This window comes from Streptomyces sp. NPDC005435 (genome assembly GCF_040703155.1).
Taxonomy (GTDB): Bacteria; Actinomycetota; Actinomycetes; order Streptomycetales; family Streptomycetaceae; genus Streptomyces.
Map to the genome: position 1 here is coordinate 69,844 of NZ_JBEXEQ010000022.1, position 17,196 is coordinate 87,039.

General features: G+C 71.7%; 14 protein-coding genes. 5 read left to right on the forward strand and 9 right to left on the reverse strand.

Annotation, left to right across the window (positions count from 1 at the left end):
- Positions 1–49: 49 nt before the first annotated feature.
- Both AB0898_RS25710 and AB0898_RS25715 read left to right on the forward strand, forming a co-directional pair.
- Positions 50–1,465 (forward strand): hypothetical protein, encoded by a 1,416-nt coding sequence (locus AB0898_RS25710; RefSeq protein WP_366805347.1) that lies wholly within the window; start codon positions 50–52, stop codon positions 1,463–1,465.
- A 144-nt stretch (positions 1,466–1,609) separates the two neighbouring features.
- Positions 1,610–2,761, forward strand: coding sequence for a WxL protein peptidoglycan domain-containing protein (locus tag AB0898_RS25715; RefSeq protein ID WP_366805348.1), 1,152 nt, complete (start codon positions 1,610–1,612; stop codon positions 2,759–2,761).
- A 2-nt stretch (positions 2,762–2,763) separates the two neighbouring features.
- Here AB0898_RS25715 and AB0898_RS25720 read toward each other — a convergent pair whose 3' ends face one another.
- The gene (locus tag AB0898_RS25720) at positions 2,764–3,276 is read right to left on the reverse strand and encodes a MarR family transcriptional regulator (RefSeq protein ID WP_366805349.1); all 513 of its coding nucleotides are present in this window, start codon (positions 3,274–3,276) and stop codon (positions 2,764–2,766) included.
- Positions 3,277–3,315: 39 nt separating this feature from the next.
- On the opposite strand from AB0898_RS25720, the gene AB0898_RS25725 reads away from it, so the two are divergent.
- The gene (locus AB0898_RS25725) at positions 3,316–4,257 is read left to right on the forward strand and encodes an EamA family transporter (protein WP_366805350.1); all 942 of its coding nucleotides are present in this window, start codon (positions 3,316–3,318) and stop codon (positions 4,255–4,257) included.
- Here AB0898_RS25725 and AB0898_RS25730 read toward each other — a convergent pair.
- The 6 genes from AB0898_RS25730 to AB0898_RS25755 all read right to left on the reverse strand — a co-directional run bounded on the left by AB0898_RS25730 (position 4,238) and on the right by AB0898_RS25755 (position 12,178).
- Positions 4,238–5,218, reverse strand: a complete 981-nt coding sequence (locus tag AB0898_RS25730) for a Dyp-type peroxidase (RefSeq protein ID WP_366805351.1) — start codon at positions 5,216–5,218, stop codon at positions 4,238–4,240. The two genes, AB0898_RS25725 and AB0898_RS25730, sit on opposite strands and share 20 nt — an antisense overlap.
- Positions 5,219–5,352: 134 nt before the next feature.
- On the reverse strand, positions 5,353–6,960 hold the full coding sequence (locus AB0898_RS25735) for an NAD(P)/FAD-dependent oxidoreductase (RefSeq protein ID WP_366805352.1): 1,608 nt from the start codon (positions 6,958–6,960) through the stop codon (positions 5,353–5,355).
- A complete protein-coding gene (locus tag AB0898_RS25740) occupies positions 6,953–7,456 on the reverse strand; it encodes an SRPBCC family protein (RefSeq protein WP_366805353.1) in 504 nt (167 codons plus the stop codon). Before AB0898_RS25740 ends, AB0898_RS25735 begins: the two co-directional genes overlap by 8 nt.
- A 137-nt stretch (positions 7,457–7,593) precedes the next feature.
- Positions 7,594–8,565 carry an LLM class F420-dependent oxidoreductase gene (locus AB0898_RS25745; protein WP_366805354.1) on the reverse strand — a complete coding sequence of 324 codons (972 nt, stop codon included), beginning with the start codon at positions 8,563–8,565 and terminating at the stop codon, positions 7,594–7,596.
- A gap of 154 nt (positions 8,566–8,719) precedes the next feature.
- Positions 8,720–10,960 (reverse strand): catalase, encoded by a 2,241-nt coding sequence (locus tag AB0898_RS25750; RefSeq protein WP_366805355.1) that lies wholly within the window; start codon positions 10,958–10,960, stop codon positions 8,720–8,722.
- 267 nt (positions 10,961–11,227) lie between these two features.
- Positions 11,228–12,178 carry a 2-hydroxyacid dehydrogenase gene (locus tag AB0898_RS25755; RefSeq protein ID WP_366805356.1) on the reverse strand — a complete coding sequence of 317 codons (951 nt, stop codon included), beginning with the start codon at positions 12,176–12,178 and terminating at the stop codon, positions 11,228–11,230.
- 75 nt (positions 12,179–12,253) lie between these two features.
- On the opposite strand from AB0898_RS25755, the gene AB0898_RS25760 reads away from it, so the two are divergent.
- Both AB0898_RS25760 and AB0898_RS25765 read left to right on the forward strand, forming a co-directional pair.
- On the forward strand, positions 12,254–13,579 hold the full coding sequence (locus AB0898_RS25760) for an MFS transporter (protein ID WP_366805357.1): 1,326 nt from the start codon (positions 12,254–12,256) through the stop codon (positions 13,577–13,579).
- 92 nt (positions 13,580–13,671) lie between these two features.
- Complete coding sequence (locus AB0898_RS25765) at positions 13,672–14,433, forward strand: IclR family transcriptional regulator (RefSeq protein ID WP_366805358.1); 762 nt, start codon at positions 13,672–13,674, stop codon at positions 14,431–14,433.
- A gap of 106 nt (positions 14,434–14,539) precedes the next feature.
- On the opposite strand, the gene AB0898_RS25770 is transcribed toward AB0898_RS25765, so the two are convergent.
- Together AB0898_RS25770 and AB0898_RS25775 are read right to left on the reverse strand one after the other, a co-directional pair.
- Positions 14,540–15,658: an amidase domain-containing protein gene (locus tag AB0898_RS25770; protein WP_366805359.1), complete on the reverse strand. Its 1,119-nt coding sequence runs from the start codon at positions 15,656–15,658 to the stop codon at positions 14,540–14,542.
- 196 nt (positions 15,659–15,854) lie between these two features.
- The gene (locus AB0898_RS25775) at positions 15,855–17,123 is read right to left on the reverse strand and encodes a hypothetical protein (protein WP_366805360.1); all 1,269 of its coding nucleotides are present in this window, start codon (positions 17,121–17,123) and stop codon (positions 15,855–15,857) included.
- Between the last annotated feature and the right edge of the window lie 73 nt (positions 17,124–17,196).

Sequence of the window (17,196 nt, forward strand, 5' to 3'; positions counted from 1 at the left end):
TGGGACACCGCGTGTCCCACCTGATTTCTCTACGGGAGAGAAGAAGCAAATGTATCGAATCACTGCGCGCCGGACCGGCGCGAGAGCGAACACCCGCCGCACCCTCACGGGCGTGGTCGCCGGCGCCCTGGCCGTGTCCGGCCTGATCGCCGGGGCCGGTTCGGCCTCGGCCGCCCCGGTGCAGGTGTCGGGCGCGTCGTTCGCGTGGGGTCTGAGCGGTGAGCAGGGGGGTGGCGCGTTCTTCGGAGGGTGCAACTTCCTGTCGGCCGGCAAGGCCGGGGACACCGGGTCGAGCCGGCTGTGGACCCAGGCGGACGGCCTCTACTCCACGCACGACGGCGATGTCTCGGTCGAGAAGCCGGACAGCGCCGGAGCCTGGTCGCAGCCGTCATGGGCGACGAAGTGCCAGGACCCCAACGGGGCTGCTGTGTCGGCAGGTTCGACCACGTCGCTGACCCGGAACCGGGTGGTGTTCCACAACGGGACGGGGACGGTGGACCGTTCGGCCGGTACGGCGACGGTCCATTGGCAGGGTTCGTTCACGTCCGTGTTCTACGGCGGTCTGACGTACTGGTCCGCCACGGACCCGACGCTGACGGTGAAGGCCGACGGCACGGGGACGTTGACGGCGACCGCGTCCGGTTATGGCGCGGACATGAACGACCCGGGCAAGTGGGTGCCGCTCCCCGCGACGACGGTGACGCTGGCGAACCTGAGCCATGTCGAGCTGGGCGAGTCGGGCTTCACCGTGACGCCGGACTACCTGGGGGTGGCGGTGTCGGTGCCCGCCGGGACGACGGGACAGCCCGCCAAGTCCGCTGCCAACACGCCGTATTGGGGCTCGTTCCCGCAGAGCTTCGTTGACTTCCAGCAGTTGACGGGTCAGTCCTCGTACTGGTTCACCTCGGGCGGCGCGCGTGACGCGGCCAAGCCGGCCACCCCGCTGAGCGTTTCCTACACCGCCGCCGGCGGGGGCGGCGACGATCCGGCGGCTTCGGAAGGGGAGCAGACCATCACGGCCACCGTGCCGGAGCAGGCAGGGGAGTTCACCTGGACCATCGACGGCACCGACCACGCCGTGACCCTGACGGACGCCGTGAACAAGGGGGCCTACCTCCAGTCCACCGGTGACCTGAAGCCCGTCAAGGTGACCGACACCCGCGCCGGGGCGCCCGCCTGGTCCGTCTCCGGCCAGACCGGCGACTTCACCGGCGGACTGTCCGGCAAGTACCTCGGCTGGACGCCCTCGGTGGTCGCCGACGGGGCCGGGGCGCACGCCGGTGCCGCCGTGGCGTCGGGCATCGACAGCGGTGCCGGTCTGACCGGGTCCGCCGTCCTCGGCTCCGCCGGTGCCGGGCACGCCAAGGGCACCGCGACCCTCGGTGCCGCGCTCGATCTGCGGCTGCCCGCCACCACCGAGTCCGGCACCTACACCACCACCCTCACGCTGACCGCGCTCAGCTGACACCCGTAGCACCAGCACCACACCCGGCACGGGCGGCAACCGCCCCCACAGGCAAGGCCCGTGCCGGGTCGGCACAACGTCGCGAGCGGCCGGACCCGGCTCACCCCCCACGGCGCGGCCGGCCGTTCGACGACGGAGAGAACCATGAACCGAAGACCCGCCCCACCGTTTCCGCCCCGCCGCCTGCTCGCCACCGTACTGGCCGTGTGCGCGGCCCTGTGGTGCACGGCGGTGCACGCCGTCGCCGCGCCCGCGAGCCCGGGAGACGGCCAGATCTCCTGGGGAGCGGCCCCCGCCGACACCCAGGCAGGCCAGGGCCGCAGCCGGTTCGTCTACACCCTCGCCCCCGGCTCCCGCGTCACCGACGCCCTCTCCGTGGTGAACCGCGGCGACCGCGCCATCCGGCTCCGCGTCTACGCCAGCGACGCGTTCACGACGCCCAGTGGCGGCCTCGACCTGCTGGCCGGTGACAAGAAGCCGCGCGACGTCGGCTCCTGGGTCACCCTGAAGTCGACCACGCTCACCCTGAAGAGCCAGCAGTCCGCCACCGTGCCCTTCACCCTCACGGTCCCCGCCGACGCGACCCCGGGCGACCACTCCGGCGGGGTGGTCACCTCGCTGGTCACCAAGTCCGGGGACGGGACCGTACGGCTCGACCGCCGGCTCGGCGCGCGCCTCTATCTGCAGGTCGCCGGGCCGCTCAAGCCCTCGCTCACCGTGAGCCGTCTGCACGCCGGTTACGACGGCACCTTCGACCCGCTCGGCGGCGGCAGTCTCCGGCTCACCTACACCGTCGCGAACACCGGCAATGTCCGGCTGAAGGCCCGTCAAGTCGTCGAAACGCGGGGGCTGTTCGGCCTGATCAAGCAGACCGCTCCCATCGGCGACCTGCCCGAGCTCCTGCCCGGCGGCTCGCTGACCCGTACCGTCACCGTCAAGGGCGTCTGGCCCGCCGTGCGGCTGGACGCCGGGCTGGTGCTGCGGCCGGTCGCCTCCGACGGCGAGGACGCGCCCGTGCGGGCCGCGCCGGTGACCGCGCGGGAGTCCCTGTGGGCTTGGCCGTGGGGGCAGTTGGCCGCCGTCGCCGCCCTCGTCGTACTCGCCGGCGGATACGTGTTCCTGCGCAGGCGCCGCAAGCGCAAGATGGATCGGGCCGTCTCCGCTGCCGTGGCCAAGGCGCTCGGCGCCGCGCGAGAGGCGGCGCCGGAGACCGGGCTGGAGACCGGGTCGAACGCCGGACCGAACGCCAAGCCGGACGCCTCGTCGGGCACCGAGCCGGACACCTCGCGGGACTGAGATCAGCCGCGCGGCCCGTCCAGGCGCGTCAGCCAGGCCCCCAGCAGGGCTTCGAGCGCCTCGGCCTCGGCGGGGCCGAGCAGGTCCACCAGCCGGCGTTCGTTGCGCATGTGGTCGGTGAACGCCTCGTCGATCAGCTCGCGTCCGGCGTCCGTGAGGGCGACGATCCGGCCGCGCTGGTCGTCGCCCGAGCGGCGGCGGGTGACGAGCCCGGCGCTCTCCAGACGGTCGATCCGCTTCGTCATCGCGCCCGTGGTCACCATGGTGTGCGCGGCCAGCTCGCCGGGCGCCCGCTCGTAGGGCGCACCGGCGCGGCGCAGCGCGCACAGCACGTCGAACTCGCCCTCGCCGAGGCCGTACCGGCGGTACACGAGACACAGTTCCCCGGTGAGCCGGTCCGCCAGCCGGTGCAGCCGGCCGATCACACCCTGCGGGGAGACGTCGAGGTCGGGGCGCTCGCGGCGCCACTCCTCCTGGATGTGGGCCACGCGGTCCAGGGGCTGCGGATTCTCCATGCCTCCACTTTAGCTTCCCGGGAAGCTATATTGGCTTCCATGGAAGCTAATGGGCGCTGGGTGGCACTGACGGCGGTCGCACCGGTGGCGTGGGGGACCAACTACTTCGTGACGCACGAGTTCCTGCCGCCGGACCGCCCGCTGTACGGGGCCGCGCTGCGGGCGCTGCCCGCCGGGCTGGTGCTGCTGGCGCTCAGCCGGAAGCGTCCGCACGGCGCCTGGTGGTGGCGCTCGGCCGTCCTCGGCCTGCTCAACGTGAGCGTGTTCTTCGTGCTCGTCTACGTCGCCGCCCAACTCCTGCCGACGAGCGTGGCCTCGACCGTCATGGCGGTGTCTCCGCTGACGATGATGCTGATCGCGTGGCTCCTGGTGGGGGAGAGGCCCCGGGGTGCCCATCTGGCCGGCGCCCTGACCGGGCTCGCCGGGGTGTGCCTGCTGCTGCTCACCGGGGCCGAGGCCGTGAGTCTGCCCGGGGTCGGGGCCTCCGTCGCCGCCATGCTGGTCTCGTCCCTCGGCTACATCCTCGCCAAGCGGTGGGGCGGCGCCGGCACCGATGTGCTCGCCTCGACCGCCTGGCAGCTCACCGCCGGCGGTCTGATGCTGCTGCCCGCCGCGGCCCTCGTGGAGGGGCCGCCGCCCGCGCTCCCGGTCCCGGCGCTGCTCGCGTTCGGCTATGTCGCCCTGGTCGCCACCGCGCTGGCCTGCGTCGCCTGGTTCACGGGCCTGCGGCACCTGCCCGCGGGCACGGTCGGCCTGGTGGGCCTGCTGAACCCGGTCGCGGGCGTGCTGCTCGGCACGGTGATCGCCGCCGAGGCGCTGACTGTACGTCAGTGGGGCGGGCTGCTGCTGGTCCTGGCCGGCGTGGTGCTCGGCCGCCCCTCCCGTACGGCGGACCGGGCGCCGAAGTCCCGCCTTTCCGCGCGGAGTCTCCGCGGGCTCGGCCGTCGGGACTGCCGGGGAATCAGCCGTCGAGATTGCTGAGGAATTTGCGCGCCGGGACGAAGAACGTCACCCCGGTCACGGCCCGCGAATAGTCCAGAATGCGGTCGTGCAGGGGCGGAGGGTCTCCGATGAACATGCGCTCCAGCATTTTCTCGGTGACCCACAGATGCCGTGAGTACCCGATGAAATACGTGCCGAACTCGCCCCGGCCGGGATGGGCGAAGGGCATGTTGTCGCGCAGGATGTCGTGTTCGCCCTCGGCGTCCTGGATCGTGCACAGGGTCTTGTGGGACTTCTGGCCCTCCGTCGCGTCCGGCAGTTCGATGTTGTCGAACTTGGTGCGCCCGATGACGGCTTCCTGGGTCTCCGTGGTCTGCGACCGCCAGGCGGTCAGGTTGTGCAGATACTTCTGGATGACCACGTAGCTTCCGCCCTCGTAGGCCGGGTCCTCCTCGCCGACGAGCGTGGCCTCCGGCAGGTCCAGGCCGTCGGGGTTCGCCGTGCCGTCGACGAATTCGAGAAGGTCGCGGCCGTTGTAGTAACGGAAACCGGTGACGTCGTCCACGGCCGTCACCGAATCGCCGAACGCCTCCAGGAGGATCTTCTCGAATTCGATGATCAGATCGACCGAGTCGCAGCGGATGTGGTACAGCAGATCGCCCTCGGTGGCGACGGCGGTGTGCTGGGCACCCCGGATCTCCTGGAACGGCTTGAGTTCCTTCGGCAGCGGCTTTTTCGTCAAGGGCTCCCAGGCGTGGTGGGAGATTCCGACGTTGCAGGTGAAGACCGAGGAATTGACCTGCTGGATACGGATGTCCTTGACGAGGTCGTCCGTGCTCGCGACCACGGAGCGCGCCTTGGCCATCGCCTGCTCGCCGGAGTTGATCGTCAGGACCAGGAACGCGGCCGCGGCGGTGAGCGGAGCGTCGATGTACTGCGGCTCGGTGTCGAGGGCGTGCTTGGCGGCGGCGGATCGCGCGTTCTGCGAGGCGGAGTCCATGGGCCTCTCCCGGTGAGCGTCGTGCGTCGGTCACGGTGCTGTGCGTGTTCACCCCGACGCCGTTGGTGACGGGGCGGTCCGGCCAGACCAGCATCGGCCACGGGACGGCGCTTCGCCACCTGCGTCCGCGCCCGTCACCGCCCCTGGAGCGCGCGGTGCAGGGCGGCCACGGTCCACACGAGGGGACGGCGCGCGCCGAGGGCGGCCTGCGCCGCGTTGGCACCGGGTGCGCCGTGCACCCCGCCGCCGGGATGCGCGGAGGCCGAGGCCAGATACAGGCCCCGTATCGGGGTCTCGGGGCGGCCGGTGCCCGGGATCGGGCGGAAGACCGCCTGCTGGTGCAGATTGGTGGTGCCGCCGTTGAGCGCGCCCTCGTTCAGATTGGCGTCGGCCGCCTGGAGCGCGGGCGGTGCCAGCACACGCCGGCTGATGACGCGGCCGCGGAACCCGGGCGCGTACTCCTCCACCCGCTGCTCGATCCGGTCCGCCATGATCTCGCGCTCGGCGGGGTCCCAGGACCCGGTGAGCGGGCCGCCCTCCAGCGCGTCGCCGCGGGGGTCACGGGGCAGATGGGTGTACGCCCACGCCGACTCGGTGCCCGAGGGCGAGCGGGTCGGATCGGCGGTGGTCATCTGGCCGAGGAGCAGGAAGGGCCGGTCCGGGACGAGCCGCATGGCGATCTGCGCCGCGAACCGGGTGAGGTCGTCCACGCTGTCGGCGATGTGCACGGTCCCCGCGCGGCCCGTTTCTTCTGCCTTCCACGGGATCGGGCCGCTGAGTGCCCAGTCCACTTTGAAGGTGGCGAAGTCCCACTGGAACCGCTCCATGTCCGAGCGGACCCGCTCCGGCAGGTGCTCGGGCGCGACGAGGGAGCCGTACAGCGCGGGGGCCGACACCGCGGCGACGACGGCCCGGCGCGCCGGGATCGCGTCGCCGTCGGCCGTACGCACCCCGAGCGCCCGGCCGTCGTCGACCACCACCCGGGTCACCCGCGTGCCGCAGCGGACGGTGCCGCCCCGGCGCTCCAGCCTGCTCTGCAGCGCGCGGATCAGGGCGCCCGCGCCGCCGACCGGCACGGGGAAGCCGTACGTCTGCCCGAGCATGGTCATGATCCAGCCGAAGCCCCCGCCGCCCGCCGATTCCGGGCCGAGGTCGGCGTGCAGGGCGGTGCCCGCGACCAGCAGCCGTGCCGCCTCGCTGTCGAACTCCTCCTCGCCGAAGCGGCGCACGGGCAGCAGCATGTTCCGCGCGAGCTGCAGGCTTCCGTGGGCCCGCATCCGCAGGCCCAGCGCCACCAGCGGCTTGACCGGGGGCATCGTGGCGAAGATCGCGCCGAGCAGGTCCTTGCCCGCCCGGTCCCAGGTCTCGCACAGCTCCTGCCAGGACCGGCCGTCACCGGCGGCGAAGCCGTCCAGGTTCGCCGCGGTGGCCTCCCGTTCCCGTTCCAGGACCGCGCAGCGCCCGTCCGGCAGCGGATGGGCCAGCACCGCGGGCGCGTGGGACCAGCGCAGGCCCTCCTCCTCCAGCCGCATGCCCCGGATGACCGGGGAGGCCGCGGCGAGCGGATAGAACGAACTGAACAGGTCGTTGACGAAGTCGGGGTGCACCCCGTGGTCGCTGCGCACCGCGCCGCCGGGCGTGTCCGCTGCCTCCAGTACCGTCACGCTCCAGCCGTGGTCGGCGAGGATGTTCGCCGCCACCAGACCGTTGGGTCCGGACCCGATCACCACCGCGTCAGTCATGGCCGGCCTCCCCGCTCGCCGAGGACCGCGCGGCCGAGGCGGCGTTGCCCCCCGGCGGCGTCCTCGGATACGTCTCCTCCACCACCCGGGCCAGCCGCGAGAGCATCCCCCGGTGGCGCAGCTGGATCACCGCGTCCAGAAGGAAGTTGTGCAGCCGGCCGCCCAGGCCGGTCAGCGGATGCTCGTCCACGATGACGAGGGTGTTCTCGCCCCAGGGCCGTATGTCGAAGGCGATCCGCGCGCTGCCGAGCCCGCTGCGCGCCTCCAGCTCCAGATGCTGCGGCGGGTCGAAGCGGCGGACCACGGTGTACCCCTCGGCCACCCTGGGGCCCAGCGGGATCGTGTAGGAGAGGGACGAGCCGAGTTCGGGCCAGTCGCCCTCGCGGGGCGCGGTCTCGGCGGTGCCGACGACCCAGTCCGCGTACCGATAGGGGTCCGCCAGCACGCCCCACACCTCGGCCGGAGCGCGTTCGATGAGCTGGTACCGGATCGCCACGGTTTCCTCCTCGCGGACGGGCTGCGTTCCAGGCCTCCGAGTAACCCCATGGGTACGGCTCACACGCCCCGGGCTCACACTGTGGGCGCGGCCCACATGTGGCGCGCTCATACGCCATGGGCCCGGGGCCGTACGGATCAGCCGAAGGCCTCCCGCAGCGCGGACAGCAGCGTCTTGCGCGACCAGTCGATGAAGTCCGGCTGGGTCTCGCCGCCGATCTGCACCAGGGCGACCTCCGTGAACCCGGCCTCGACGTACGGCCGTACCGCCGCCACGAACGCCTCCGGGTCGTCGCCGCACGGAATCGACTCCGCCACGTCCTCCCGGGTCACGAACCGGGTGGCCGAGGCGAAGGAGTCCGGGTGCGGCAGCTCGGAGTTGACCTTCCAGCCGAGCCCGAACCAGCGGAACTGGTCGTGTGCCCGGTCGATCGCGGCCTCGCGGTCGGGCCCGTAGCTGACCGGAAGCTGTCCGACGCGCGGCTTGCCCGCACCCCCGTGCCGGTCGAAGGCGGCCAGCAGCTCCTTCTTCGGCTCGGTCGCGATGACCAGGTCGGCCAGATGCCCGGCCAGCGTGCAGGACTGCTCGCCGGAGACGGCGATGCCGATGGGCGGCGTCTTCTCCGGCAGGTCCCACAGCCGCGCCGACTCCACGTCGAAGTACGTGCCGTGACGGGTGACATGGCCGCCCGCGAAGAGCGCGCGGATGATGTCGACGGCCTCCTCCAGCATCTCGTGCCGTACGTCCACGGTGGGCCAGCCGCCGCCGGTCACATGCTCGTTGAGGTTCTCGCCCGCGCCGAGCCCGAGCCGGAACCGGCCCTCCGCCAGCAGTTGCAGCGTCGCCGCCTTCTGCGCCACGACCACCGGGTGGTAGCGGACCGTGGGACAGGTCACGTACGTCATCAGCGGAATACGCGAGGTCGCCTGCGCGGCCGCGCCGAGCACCGTCCACGCATAGGGGGAGTGGCCCTGCGAGCGCAGCCACGGGAAGTAGTGGTCGGAGGTGACGGAGAAGTCGAACCCCGCCTCCTCGGCGCGGACCACATGGTCCACCAGCTCCCGGGGCCCGGCCTGTTCGGTCATCATCGTGTATCCGATTCGCACCATAGGCGCCCGAGTCCCCGCTCTCGCCCCCGGAAAACAGGCCGGAGCGGGCCGGATCGACCCGGCCCGCTCCGACGGGGACGCGGTCACGTCCGGGACGCGGCGGTCATGTCCGGGGCGCAATCACGCCCGGTGCGCGCTCACGTCCGGGACGCGGTCACACCTGGGGCGTGAACCGCTCCCACACCCGGTGACCGCCCAGCAGCGTCAGCACCCGCTCCAGCACGTCGGCCGCGTTCGCGCCGGTCACCACGCCCGGCGCGTCCAGCGGGATGCCGGCCGCCCGCAGCGTCTCCTCCGCGCCGTTCCAGCCGCCCAGCGCCTTGCCGTGCCGGAACGCCTCGTCCAGCAGGACGGCCACGCGGGGGTCGGTGCCCTGACCGCCGTCGTCGCGGGGCGCGGGCCCGGCGAGCAGCACGGCGTCGAACTCGGTCGAGCGCGTCGTGGCGTACGAGCGCTGCACGGTCAGCGGATCGCCGTCGGCGGGCAGCTCGCCGCCGGCCGGGGCGACGATCAGCGGTACGACGTCCGCCGCCAGGGCCGCCTTCTGCACCACGCGCACCGCCTCCAGGTCGGAGTCCGGGCCCGCGACGATGCCGATGATCCGCCCGTCCACCGGCCAGACCCGCCCCACCTGCGACAGTGCGGGCGAGGGCGCCACGTCGGCGAGCGGCACCGTCGGCTCCGGCGCGGGCAGCCCCAGCCCCTTCGCCACGCCCGCGCACAGCACCGGGTCGATGTTGGCGAGCACCTGGAGGCCGCGCTCCTTGATGACCTTCTCGTAGCACTTGCCCAGCTCGAAGGTGTAGGCCTCGACGATGTGTTCCTTCTCGACGGGGCTCATGCTCAGCCAGAACCGGCGCGCCTGGCTGAAGTGGTCCGCGAACGACTCCGGCGCCTCGCGCACCTTCCGCCCCTCCGGCACGGTCACCGGCGTCTCCACATAGGCGTGCTGCGCCTGGCCGGCCAGGAACGGGCAGCCGCCGTCGAGGGAGTTGGGCCGGTAGGCGGCCACGCCCGTGTGCACGGCGGTCTGGTGCATCCCGTCGCGCAGCATGTCGTTGACCGGCGCCTGCGTGCGATTGACCGGGATCTGCGCGAAGTTGGGGCCGCCGAGCCGGCTGATCTGGGTGTCCAGGTAGGAGAACAGCCGCCCGGTGAGCAGGGGATCGTCGGTCACGTCGATGCCCGGCACCAAGTGTCCGGGGTGGAAGGCGACCTGTTCCGTCTCGGCGAAGAAGTCGACCGGGTTGGCGTTCAGCGTGAGCAGCCCGATCGGCTGCACCGGCGCCAGCTCCTCGGGCACGAAGTTGGTCGGGTCGAGCAGGTCGATGCCCTCGAAGGTCTGGTCCGGCGTGTCCGGGAAGGTCTGGATGCCCAGCTCCCACTGCGGATACGCGCCCGCCTCGATGGCGTCGGCCAGATCGCGCCGGTGGAAGTCCGGGTCCATGCCGCAGATCAGCTGCGCCTCCTCCCACACCAGGGAGTGCACGCCCAGCCGGGGCTTCCAGTGGAACTTGACGAGGGTCGTCTCGCCGTCCGCGTTCTCCAGCCGGAAGGTGTGGATGCCGAAGCCCTCCATCGTCCGCAGCGACCTGGGCAGACCCCGGTCGGACATGTTCCAGAGGGTGTGATGGGTGGCCTCGGTGTGCAGGGTGACGAAGTCCCAGAAGGTGTCGTGGGCGCTCTGCGCCTGCGGGATCTCCCGGTCGGGCTGCGGCTTGCCCGCGTGGATGACGTCCGGGAACTTGATCGCGTCCTGGATGAAGAACACCGGGATGTCGTTGCCCACCAGGTCGAACGTGCCCTCGTCGGTGTAGAACTTCGTGGCGAACCCGCGTGTGTCGCGCACGGTGTCGGCCGAGCCGCGCGAGCCGAGCACGGTCGAGAAGCGTACGAACACCGGCGTCTCGACCCCTTCCTGGAGGAAGCCCGCGCGGGTCACCCCGGAGGCGTTGCCGTACGCCTGGAAGACACCATGGGCTGCGGCACCACGTGCGTGGACCACACGTTCCGGGATTCGCTCGTGGTCGAAGTGGGTGATCTTCTCCCGCAGATGGTGGTCCTGGAGCAGCACGGGACCGCGCGGACCGGCCTTGAGCGAGTGATCGGTGTCGTGCAGCCGATTGCCCTGGGCCGTGGTCAGCCACGCGCCGTCCTGCTCCCTGAGGTCCCGCTCGGCGCCGCTCGGACGCCCCGTGGGACCGACCGTGGCGGGGGCGGACTGGTCCGGCCGGGCGGGCGGCGGCCCGGTGGGCTCGGTGGGTTCGGCGAACGAGGGACTGTCGACCCCCGGTCCGCTCAGGACGTCGGCGACGGACTCGGGGGGCCGCTCGTCCGGCGGCTTCGGAGCGCCGCTCTTCTGTTTGTCGTTCCGCTGGTCGTTGCGGTCCTGCATCGCGGCCTCCCTGGTCGTCGTCCGCGTCGTGAAGTGTCCGGTCGGACGCTGCCGGCGGGGGAGCCGCGAGGGTGTGGGCCCTACCCGTCGGCAGGATCGCGTATGTCGTCAGGCCGATGAGCGGTACGCACATGGCGCCCGCCACCGTCGTCCGTACGGGTTTCCACATGTGAGGTGCCCACACACGACCGCGCCCGATTCCGGGAACGCGCGTCCGCGAACGCGCGCGCCGTGGCCCGTACGGTCCGGGCCACGGCGCGCGGTGCGTCAGCCGCGCGGGAAGGCGTTGAGCAGTGGCAGGCCCTCGGCGAAGCGGCGCACCTGCTCCACGATCAGCCGCTCGGCGCGCGGCCGGAACGCGGCGGAACCGCCCCCGACATGCGGGGTGATCAGCACGCCCGGGGCATGGCGCAGCGGGTGGTCCGCGGGCAGGGGCTCCGGGTCGGTCACGTCGAGCGCCGCGCGCAGCCTGCCCCCGGCGGTCTCCGCGAGCAGCGCTCCGGTGTCCAGGGTGCGCCCTCGCCCCACGTTGACGACCAGCGCGCCGTCGGGCAGCGCGGCCAGCTCCCTCGCGCCCAACAGCCCTTCCGTCTCCGGCGTTTCGGGCAGCACCAGGACGACGATGTCGGTGCTGCGGAGCAGTTCGGGCAGCTCGGCGACCGGGTGCACGTCCTGCTCCGGACGGGCCCGCCGCGCGACCCGGGTGACCTGGGCCTCGCAGGCCAGCAGCCGCTGTTCCAGGGCGGCGCCGATCGAGCCGTAGCCGACGATCGTGACCCGCGCGTCCGCCAGCGAGCGGGTGAAGTGCGGCTCCCAGCGTCCGGCGGCCTGGTCGGCGACCCACTGCGGCAGGTCGCGCTGCGCGGCGAGGATCAGCCCGAGCGCGTGCTCGGCGGTGGAGGCGTCGTGCAGCCCGCGCCCGTTGTGCAGGGCGACACCGGGCGGCAGCAGCGGGAGCAGCTTCTCGACCCCGGCGCTCAGCGACTGCACGGCCCTGAGGTGCGGCAGCCGGGGCAGCAGCCGTACGGCGTCGGGAACGGCGTAGGGCATGACCCACAGGCCGACGCCCGCGAGCGTCGCCGCGTCCGGCTCGCTGTCCGGGGTCACCCCGTCCCAGACGTGCGTCCGCACGCCCTCGGGCCAGGCGCCGTGCCGGCGGTCGAGGCCGGCCCAGGGGAGAAGCACGTCGGTGGCGGAGTCGTGCACAGCTCTGGTCAACGGGGTCTCCTTCTCGTACGGTTCTTCCCGTCCAGTGAAACACTTTCCACCTCACGGAAAACAGGGGGTGCAGGAATGACAGCGACGTCACCTGCCACCGAGACCGCGGTGCCCGAGGCGGCGCCCACCGGGTTCTGGCGTTCGGCACGCGCGCGGTATCTGATGCCGGTCGCCTTCGTCACGTACTCGCTCGCGTACCTCGACAAGTCCAACTACGCCATCGCCTCGGCGGGCGGCATGGCCGACGAGCTTCATCTGTCGGCCGGCACCGACTCCTTGATCGCCGCGTCCTTCTTCCTCGGCTACTTCTTCTTCCAGATACCCGGCACGATCTACGCCGAGCAGCGCAGCGCCCGCCGCCTGGTCGCCTGGTCCACCGTGACCTGGGGCGTACTCGCCGTGATCCAGGGCCTGTTGAGCAGCCCGGCGCAGCTGATCGCGGTGCGCTTCGCGCTCGGGGTGGTCGAGGGCGCGGTCCTGCCGTCGATGGTGATGCTGCTCAGCCGCTGGTTCACCCGCGGCGAGCGCGGACGCGCCAACACCGTGCTCATCCTGGGCAATCCGGTCACCGTGATGTGGTTGTCGGCCGTCTCCGGCTGGCTGGTGTCGGTCTCCGACTGGCGCGTGATGTTCGTCGCCGAGGGCGTCCCCTCGATCCTGTGGGGTCTGGCCTGCCTGTGGCTCATCAAGGACCGCCCCGAGCAGGCGCGGCTCCCCGAGGAAGAACTCCGTTACCTGGAAGCCGACTTGGCCGAACAGCGGACCACGGCACAGCCCGTCGCCGGCACGCTGCGCGAGCAGTACACGAGTGTCGCGCGCTCATCCCGCGTCCTCCTCATGGCCGCCCAGTACTTCTTCTGGTCCTTCGGCATGTACGGCTTCGTCTTCTGGCTGCCCGCCATCATCAAGAAGGGCTCCGGCGAGGGCATCGGCGCCACCGGGCTGCTCACCGCCATCCCCTACGCCTGCGCGGCCGCCGCCATGCTGTTCAACTCCCGGCTCTCCGACCGCAGCGGGCGCCGCCGCGCCGCCGTCTGGCCCTGGCTCGCCGGCGGCGGACTCGCCCTGCTCGCCTCCTACGCGGCCGGCGACAACTTCCCCGTCGCCCTGGCCCTCCTGGTCGTCGCGGGCCTGTGCCTCTACGCGCCGTACGGCCCCTACTTCGCCCTCGTCTCCACGCTCGCCCCGCCCGGCGTCGCGGGCGCGGCGGTCGCGCTGGTCAACTCCTTCGGCGCGCTCGGCTCGTTCGCCGGGACGTACCTGGTCGGCTGGGTGCGCGGCACGCAGCTCGGCGACGCGGGCGCCTTCGTCCTGATGGCGGTCTGCGCCCTGACCGCGGCGGCCCTCACCCTCGCCGTCCCCGAGCCGAAGGCCACCGTCCGGCCCGCCCCGGTACGGTGATCGTCCAAGCGGCGGCCGGGCCACCCGCCCCGGCCGCCGCCCGGAGAGCCACCCCCGCACCCCACAACCGCCCCACCACGGAGGACCACACGGTGACCACACCATCCGGCGACGACATGCTGGGCCGGGGACTGCGCCTGCTGAGCGTGCTCGCCGAGCACCCGGCCGGACTCGGTGTGAGCGCCGCCGCCCGTGCCGCCCGCCTCCCCGTCAGCAGCGCCCACCGCATCCTCGGCCGTCTGGTCGAGGAACGGTTCGCCACCTACGACGAGGACGCCCGCCGCTACGCCCTCGGCTCCCGCGTCCTCGAACTCTCCCGGGGCTTCCAGCGCTCGGACGCCGGCTACTCGGCCGCCGCCGGACCCATGGGCCGGCTGGCCGCCCGCACCGGACTCCCCGTCATCGCGGGCGTCCTCGACGGCGCCGACGTGCTCCTCGTCCTCACCGTCCAGGGCACCCAGCACCTCCAGCTGCGCAGCGCCGAGGGCACCCGCAACCCCTGGCACGCCACCTCGCTCGGCAAGGCGCTCGTCGCCCGGCTCCCCGACGCGCAGCGCGAGGAACTGCTCAGGGGCCCGCTCCCGGCCGTCACCCCGCGCACCGTCACCGACCCTGATGTGCTGCGCGCCGAGCTCGACCGCGTGCGCGAGCGGGGCTGGGCCGAGGTGGACGAGGAGAACGAGATCGGTGTCCGCTCGCTCGCGGTCGCGCTGCCCGGCACGCCCCGGCGCGGCCCGCTGCTCGCCGTCTCCCTCGCCGCCACCGTCATCCTCACCGAGGCCGACCAACTGCGCGCCCAGGCAACGGCCTTGACGGAGTGCGCCGAGGACATCGCCGCCCGCACGGCCCCCTGACGGACCGCCGCCGGACGCACGAAGGCCCCCGCGCGAGGCGGGGGCCTTCGTCATGGCCGGGACCGGCGCCCACGAGGACGCCGTTCCCGGCCGGTACACCCGGTGATCAGGTGCGGTAGGCGTAGAACGCCGCCGTCGGGTACGACGCGACGAGGGACGCCACCGACCTGTTGTAGGTGTTGGTGGAGTGGTACGTCACGTACGGCACGCCCTGGGCGTCCCGCTTGGTGACGATCATCGTGTGATCCTTGGACCCGTCCTTGTTGAAGTCCATCTGGATCACGTCACCGATGTCGGCCTGGAACACGTTGGCCAGCGGGGTGACGCGCTTGGACGACAGGGCGAACCAGGAGAACTCGTTCACACCGACGAAGGAGTCGGACTGGATGTCCTTGGTGCCGAACCACTTGTGGAAGTCGTTCGTGTAACCGGGGACGTGCTTCCAGCCGCCCGCCTTCAGGGACTGGCTGACGAAGTTGGTGCAGTCGCCGCCGGCCCCGGCCCCGTTGAAGTCGGGGTAGTCGGTGTTGTAGTTGTTCCAGTACTTCGTGGCGTACGCGACCATGGCGTTGTAGTCGTAGCCCGACGCCGTCATGTTCTTCGGGTTCGCGGGCGCGGGCCGCGTGGTGGCCGACTTGGGCGCGTCCGGCGGGTTGTCGTCGTCGGCCGCGGTGGCCGGCTTGGCGACCTCCGGCTTGGCCACCTGGTTGACGGCGAGGTAGCCGTCGTCGGTGTCCTTGACGTCGGTCAGCTGCCAGTTGCCGCTGTCGTCCGCCTTGAAGGTCAGCTCGTGGTGGGCCTGGAAGCCGGTGGTCTTCGGCTGGTTGGCCTGGACCCGCTTGTAGGTCAGGGAGGTCGTCTCGGTGACGTCCACCGTGGCACGGCGGCCCTTGACCTGCGTGGCGTCCAGCTTCACGGTCGTGCTGCCCGCGCTGTACTGCTCGCCCAGCTTCGCCAGACGGTCCTTGCGGCCGCGCAGCTGGCTCAGCGCGGTCTTCTCCTGCCGCGTCTGCGCGCCCGACAGACGCACATCGCCGGAGAACCGGTGCGTGCGCTGCTGCGGCGCGCTCTGCGTGGTGCCACCGACCAGGGCCTGGGTGCGGTCGGTGAAGACCGCGTCCGCCAGCTTCTGGAAGGTCGCCTTGGTGGCCGCGTCCACGGTCGGGTCGTCGGTGACCGCCGCTCCCGCACTCCAGTTGGGCACGAGCGCGACGCCCGCGACCACCGAAGCAGCTGCGGCCGACACTATGGCGGCACGACTGCGCTTACGGCTCAGTTTTCTCGACTTCAATGATGTTCCCCTCTACTCCGGTACACAGACCGGGACTCCGGTTACAGAGACCGGGCGAACGCATCTTCGCATGCCGCCCGGGGCGGGTGTGAAGAAGGTGTGCACAAGTGGAACCAGACCGTTTCAAACGTCACTTGACCACCGCGGACCAGTCCGGCGACTGCGCCGGGTCCAGGCTGCGCAGCCCGGCCAGCGTCTCGGGCGTCTGGACGTCCATCCAGTCCGCCAGCTCCTTGAAGGACACGCACTTGACGCCCTTCTTGGTGCAGACGTTCTTGATGACCTGGTCGATGGACTTCATGTAGATGCCGCCGTTCCAGTCCTCGAAGTGGTTGCCGATGAACAGCGGCGCACGGCTGCCGTAGTACACGCGGTTGAAGCCCGCCATGTACGAATCCACCGTCTGCTGTTCCCACTTGGGGTACTCGGCCGGGTCGCCGTGGGTCTCGCCCTTGGACTGGTTGTAGAGGAAGTTGAAGTCCATCGACAGGCCCTGGAACTTGCCCGACTCGTACGGCAGCATCTGCAGCGGGAAGTCCCAGATGCCGTTCTTCTTCGTCGGCCAGATCTGGAAGTCACCGGCGGAGCTGGCGTCGTAGCGCCAGCCGAGCGGCTTGATGGCCTTGAGCAGGTTCGCCTGGCCCTCCAGGCAGGGCGCCCGGCCGCCGGTGACCTCCTTCTTGAAGTCGAAGGGCAACGGCGGGATGTCCTTGTAACCCGTGTTGGTCTTCCAGTTCTCCACGAAGGAGTAGAACTGGTCGATCTCGCTGCGCCACTCCTTGACGCTCCAGTCGCCGCCGCCCTTGGCGCCGCAGAAGTGCCCGTTGAAGTGCGTGCCGATCTCGTTGCCGTCGTCGTAGGCCTTGCGCAGCTGCTCCAGCGTCTCGCGTATGTGCTCGTCGGTCGCGTAGTCGATGGCGGCGGCGCCCACCCCGTGCTGCGGCGGGTGGTAGAGGTCCTTCTTCGTCTTCGGCAGCAGATAGATGCCGGTGAGGAAGAACGTCATGTGGGCGTTGTACTGCTTGGCCAGCTCCCGGTAGTGGGAGAAGAGATGGTCGCTGCCCTCCAGCGCGCCGTCCCAGGAGAAGACGACGAACTGGGGCGGCTTCTCACCGGGTTTGAGCCGGACCGGCTTCAACTCGTCCTTCTGCGGGCCGGTGTAGGACGTCGAGCCGTCCCCCAGTACCTTCGTCTTCCCGTCCCACTTCTGCTCCTTGGCCGTGTCCGGCTGCTTGGCCGAGGAGACGGCCGAGGCGGTGCCGTCCTCGTTGGACAGCAGCAGATACCCGCCGACCGTGGACCCGGCCACCAGCAGCAGGGCCACGGCGATGGCGCCGGGCCCCACGGCGCGTTGCGGGGTGGTGCGTTCCTTGCGGCGGCGGCCTGAGCTCGACTTCATACGGACTCAATCTCCGGTGCGGGTGGCGGGTGACAAGTCGGGGGGAGGGAGCGGCCGGTGACGGCCCTCCGGG

Coding starts and splice junctions, on each gene's coding strand:
- AB0898_RS25710 (WP_366805347.1), top strand. CDS start 50: ATGTATCGAATCACTGCGCGCCGGACCGGCGCGAGAGCGAACACCCGC.
- AB0898_RS25715 (WP_366805348.1), top strand. CDS start 1,610: ATGAACCGAAGACCCGCCCCACCGTTTCCGCCCCGCCGCCTGCTCGCC.
- AB0898_RS25720 (WP_366805349.1), bottom strand. CDS start 3,276: ATGGAGAATCCGCAGCCCCTGGACCGCGTGGCCCACATCCAGGAGGAG.
- AB0898_RS25725 (WP_366805350.1), top strand. CDS start 3,316: ATGGAAGCTAATGGGCGCTGGGTGGCACTGACGGCGGTCGCACCGGTG.
- AB0898_RS25730 (WP_366805351.1), bottom strand. CDS start 5,218: ATGGACTCCGCCTCGCAGAACGCGCGATCCGCCGCCGCCAAGCACGCC.
- AB0898_RS25735 (WP_366805352.1), bottom strand. CDS start 6,960: ATGACTGACGCGGTGGTGATCGGGTCCGGACCCAACGGTCTGGTGGCG.
- AB0898_RS25745 (WP_366805354.1), bottom strand. CDS start 8,565: ATGGTGCGAATCGGATACACGATGATGACCGAACAGGCCGGGCCCCGG.
- AB0898_RS25750 (WP_366805355.1), bottom strand. CDS start 10,960: ATGCAGGACCGCAACGACCAGCGGAACGACAAACAGAAGAGCGGCGCT.
- AB0898_RS25760 (WP_366805357.1), top strand. CDS start 12,254: ATGACAGCGACGTCACCTGCCACCGAGACCGCGGTGCCCGAGGCGGCG.
- AB0898_RS25775 (WP_366805360.1), bottom strand. CDS start 17,123: ATGAAGTCGAGCTCAGGCCGCCGCCGCAAGGAACGCACCACCCCGCAA.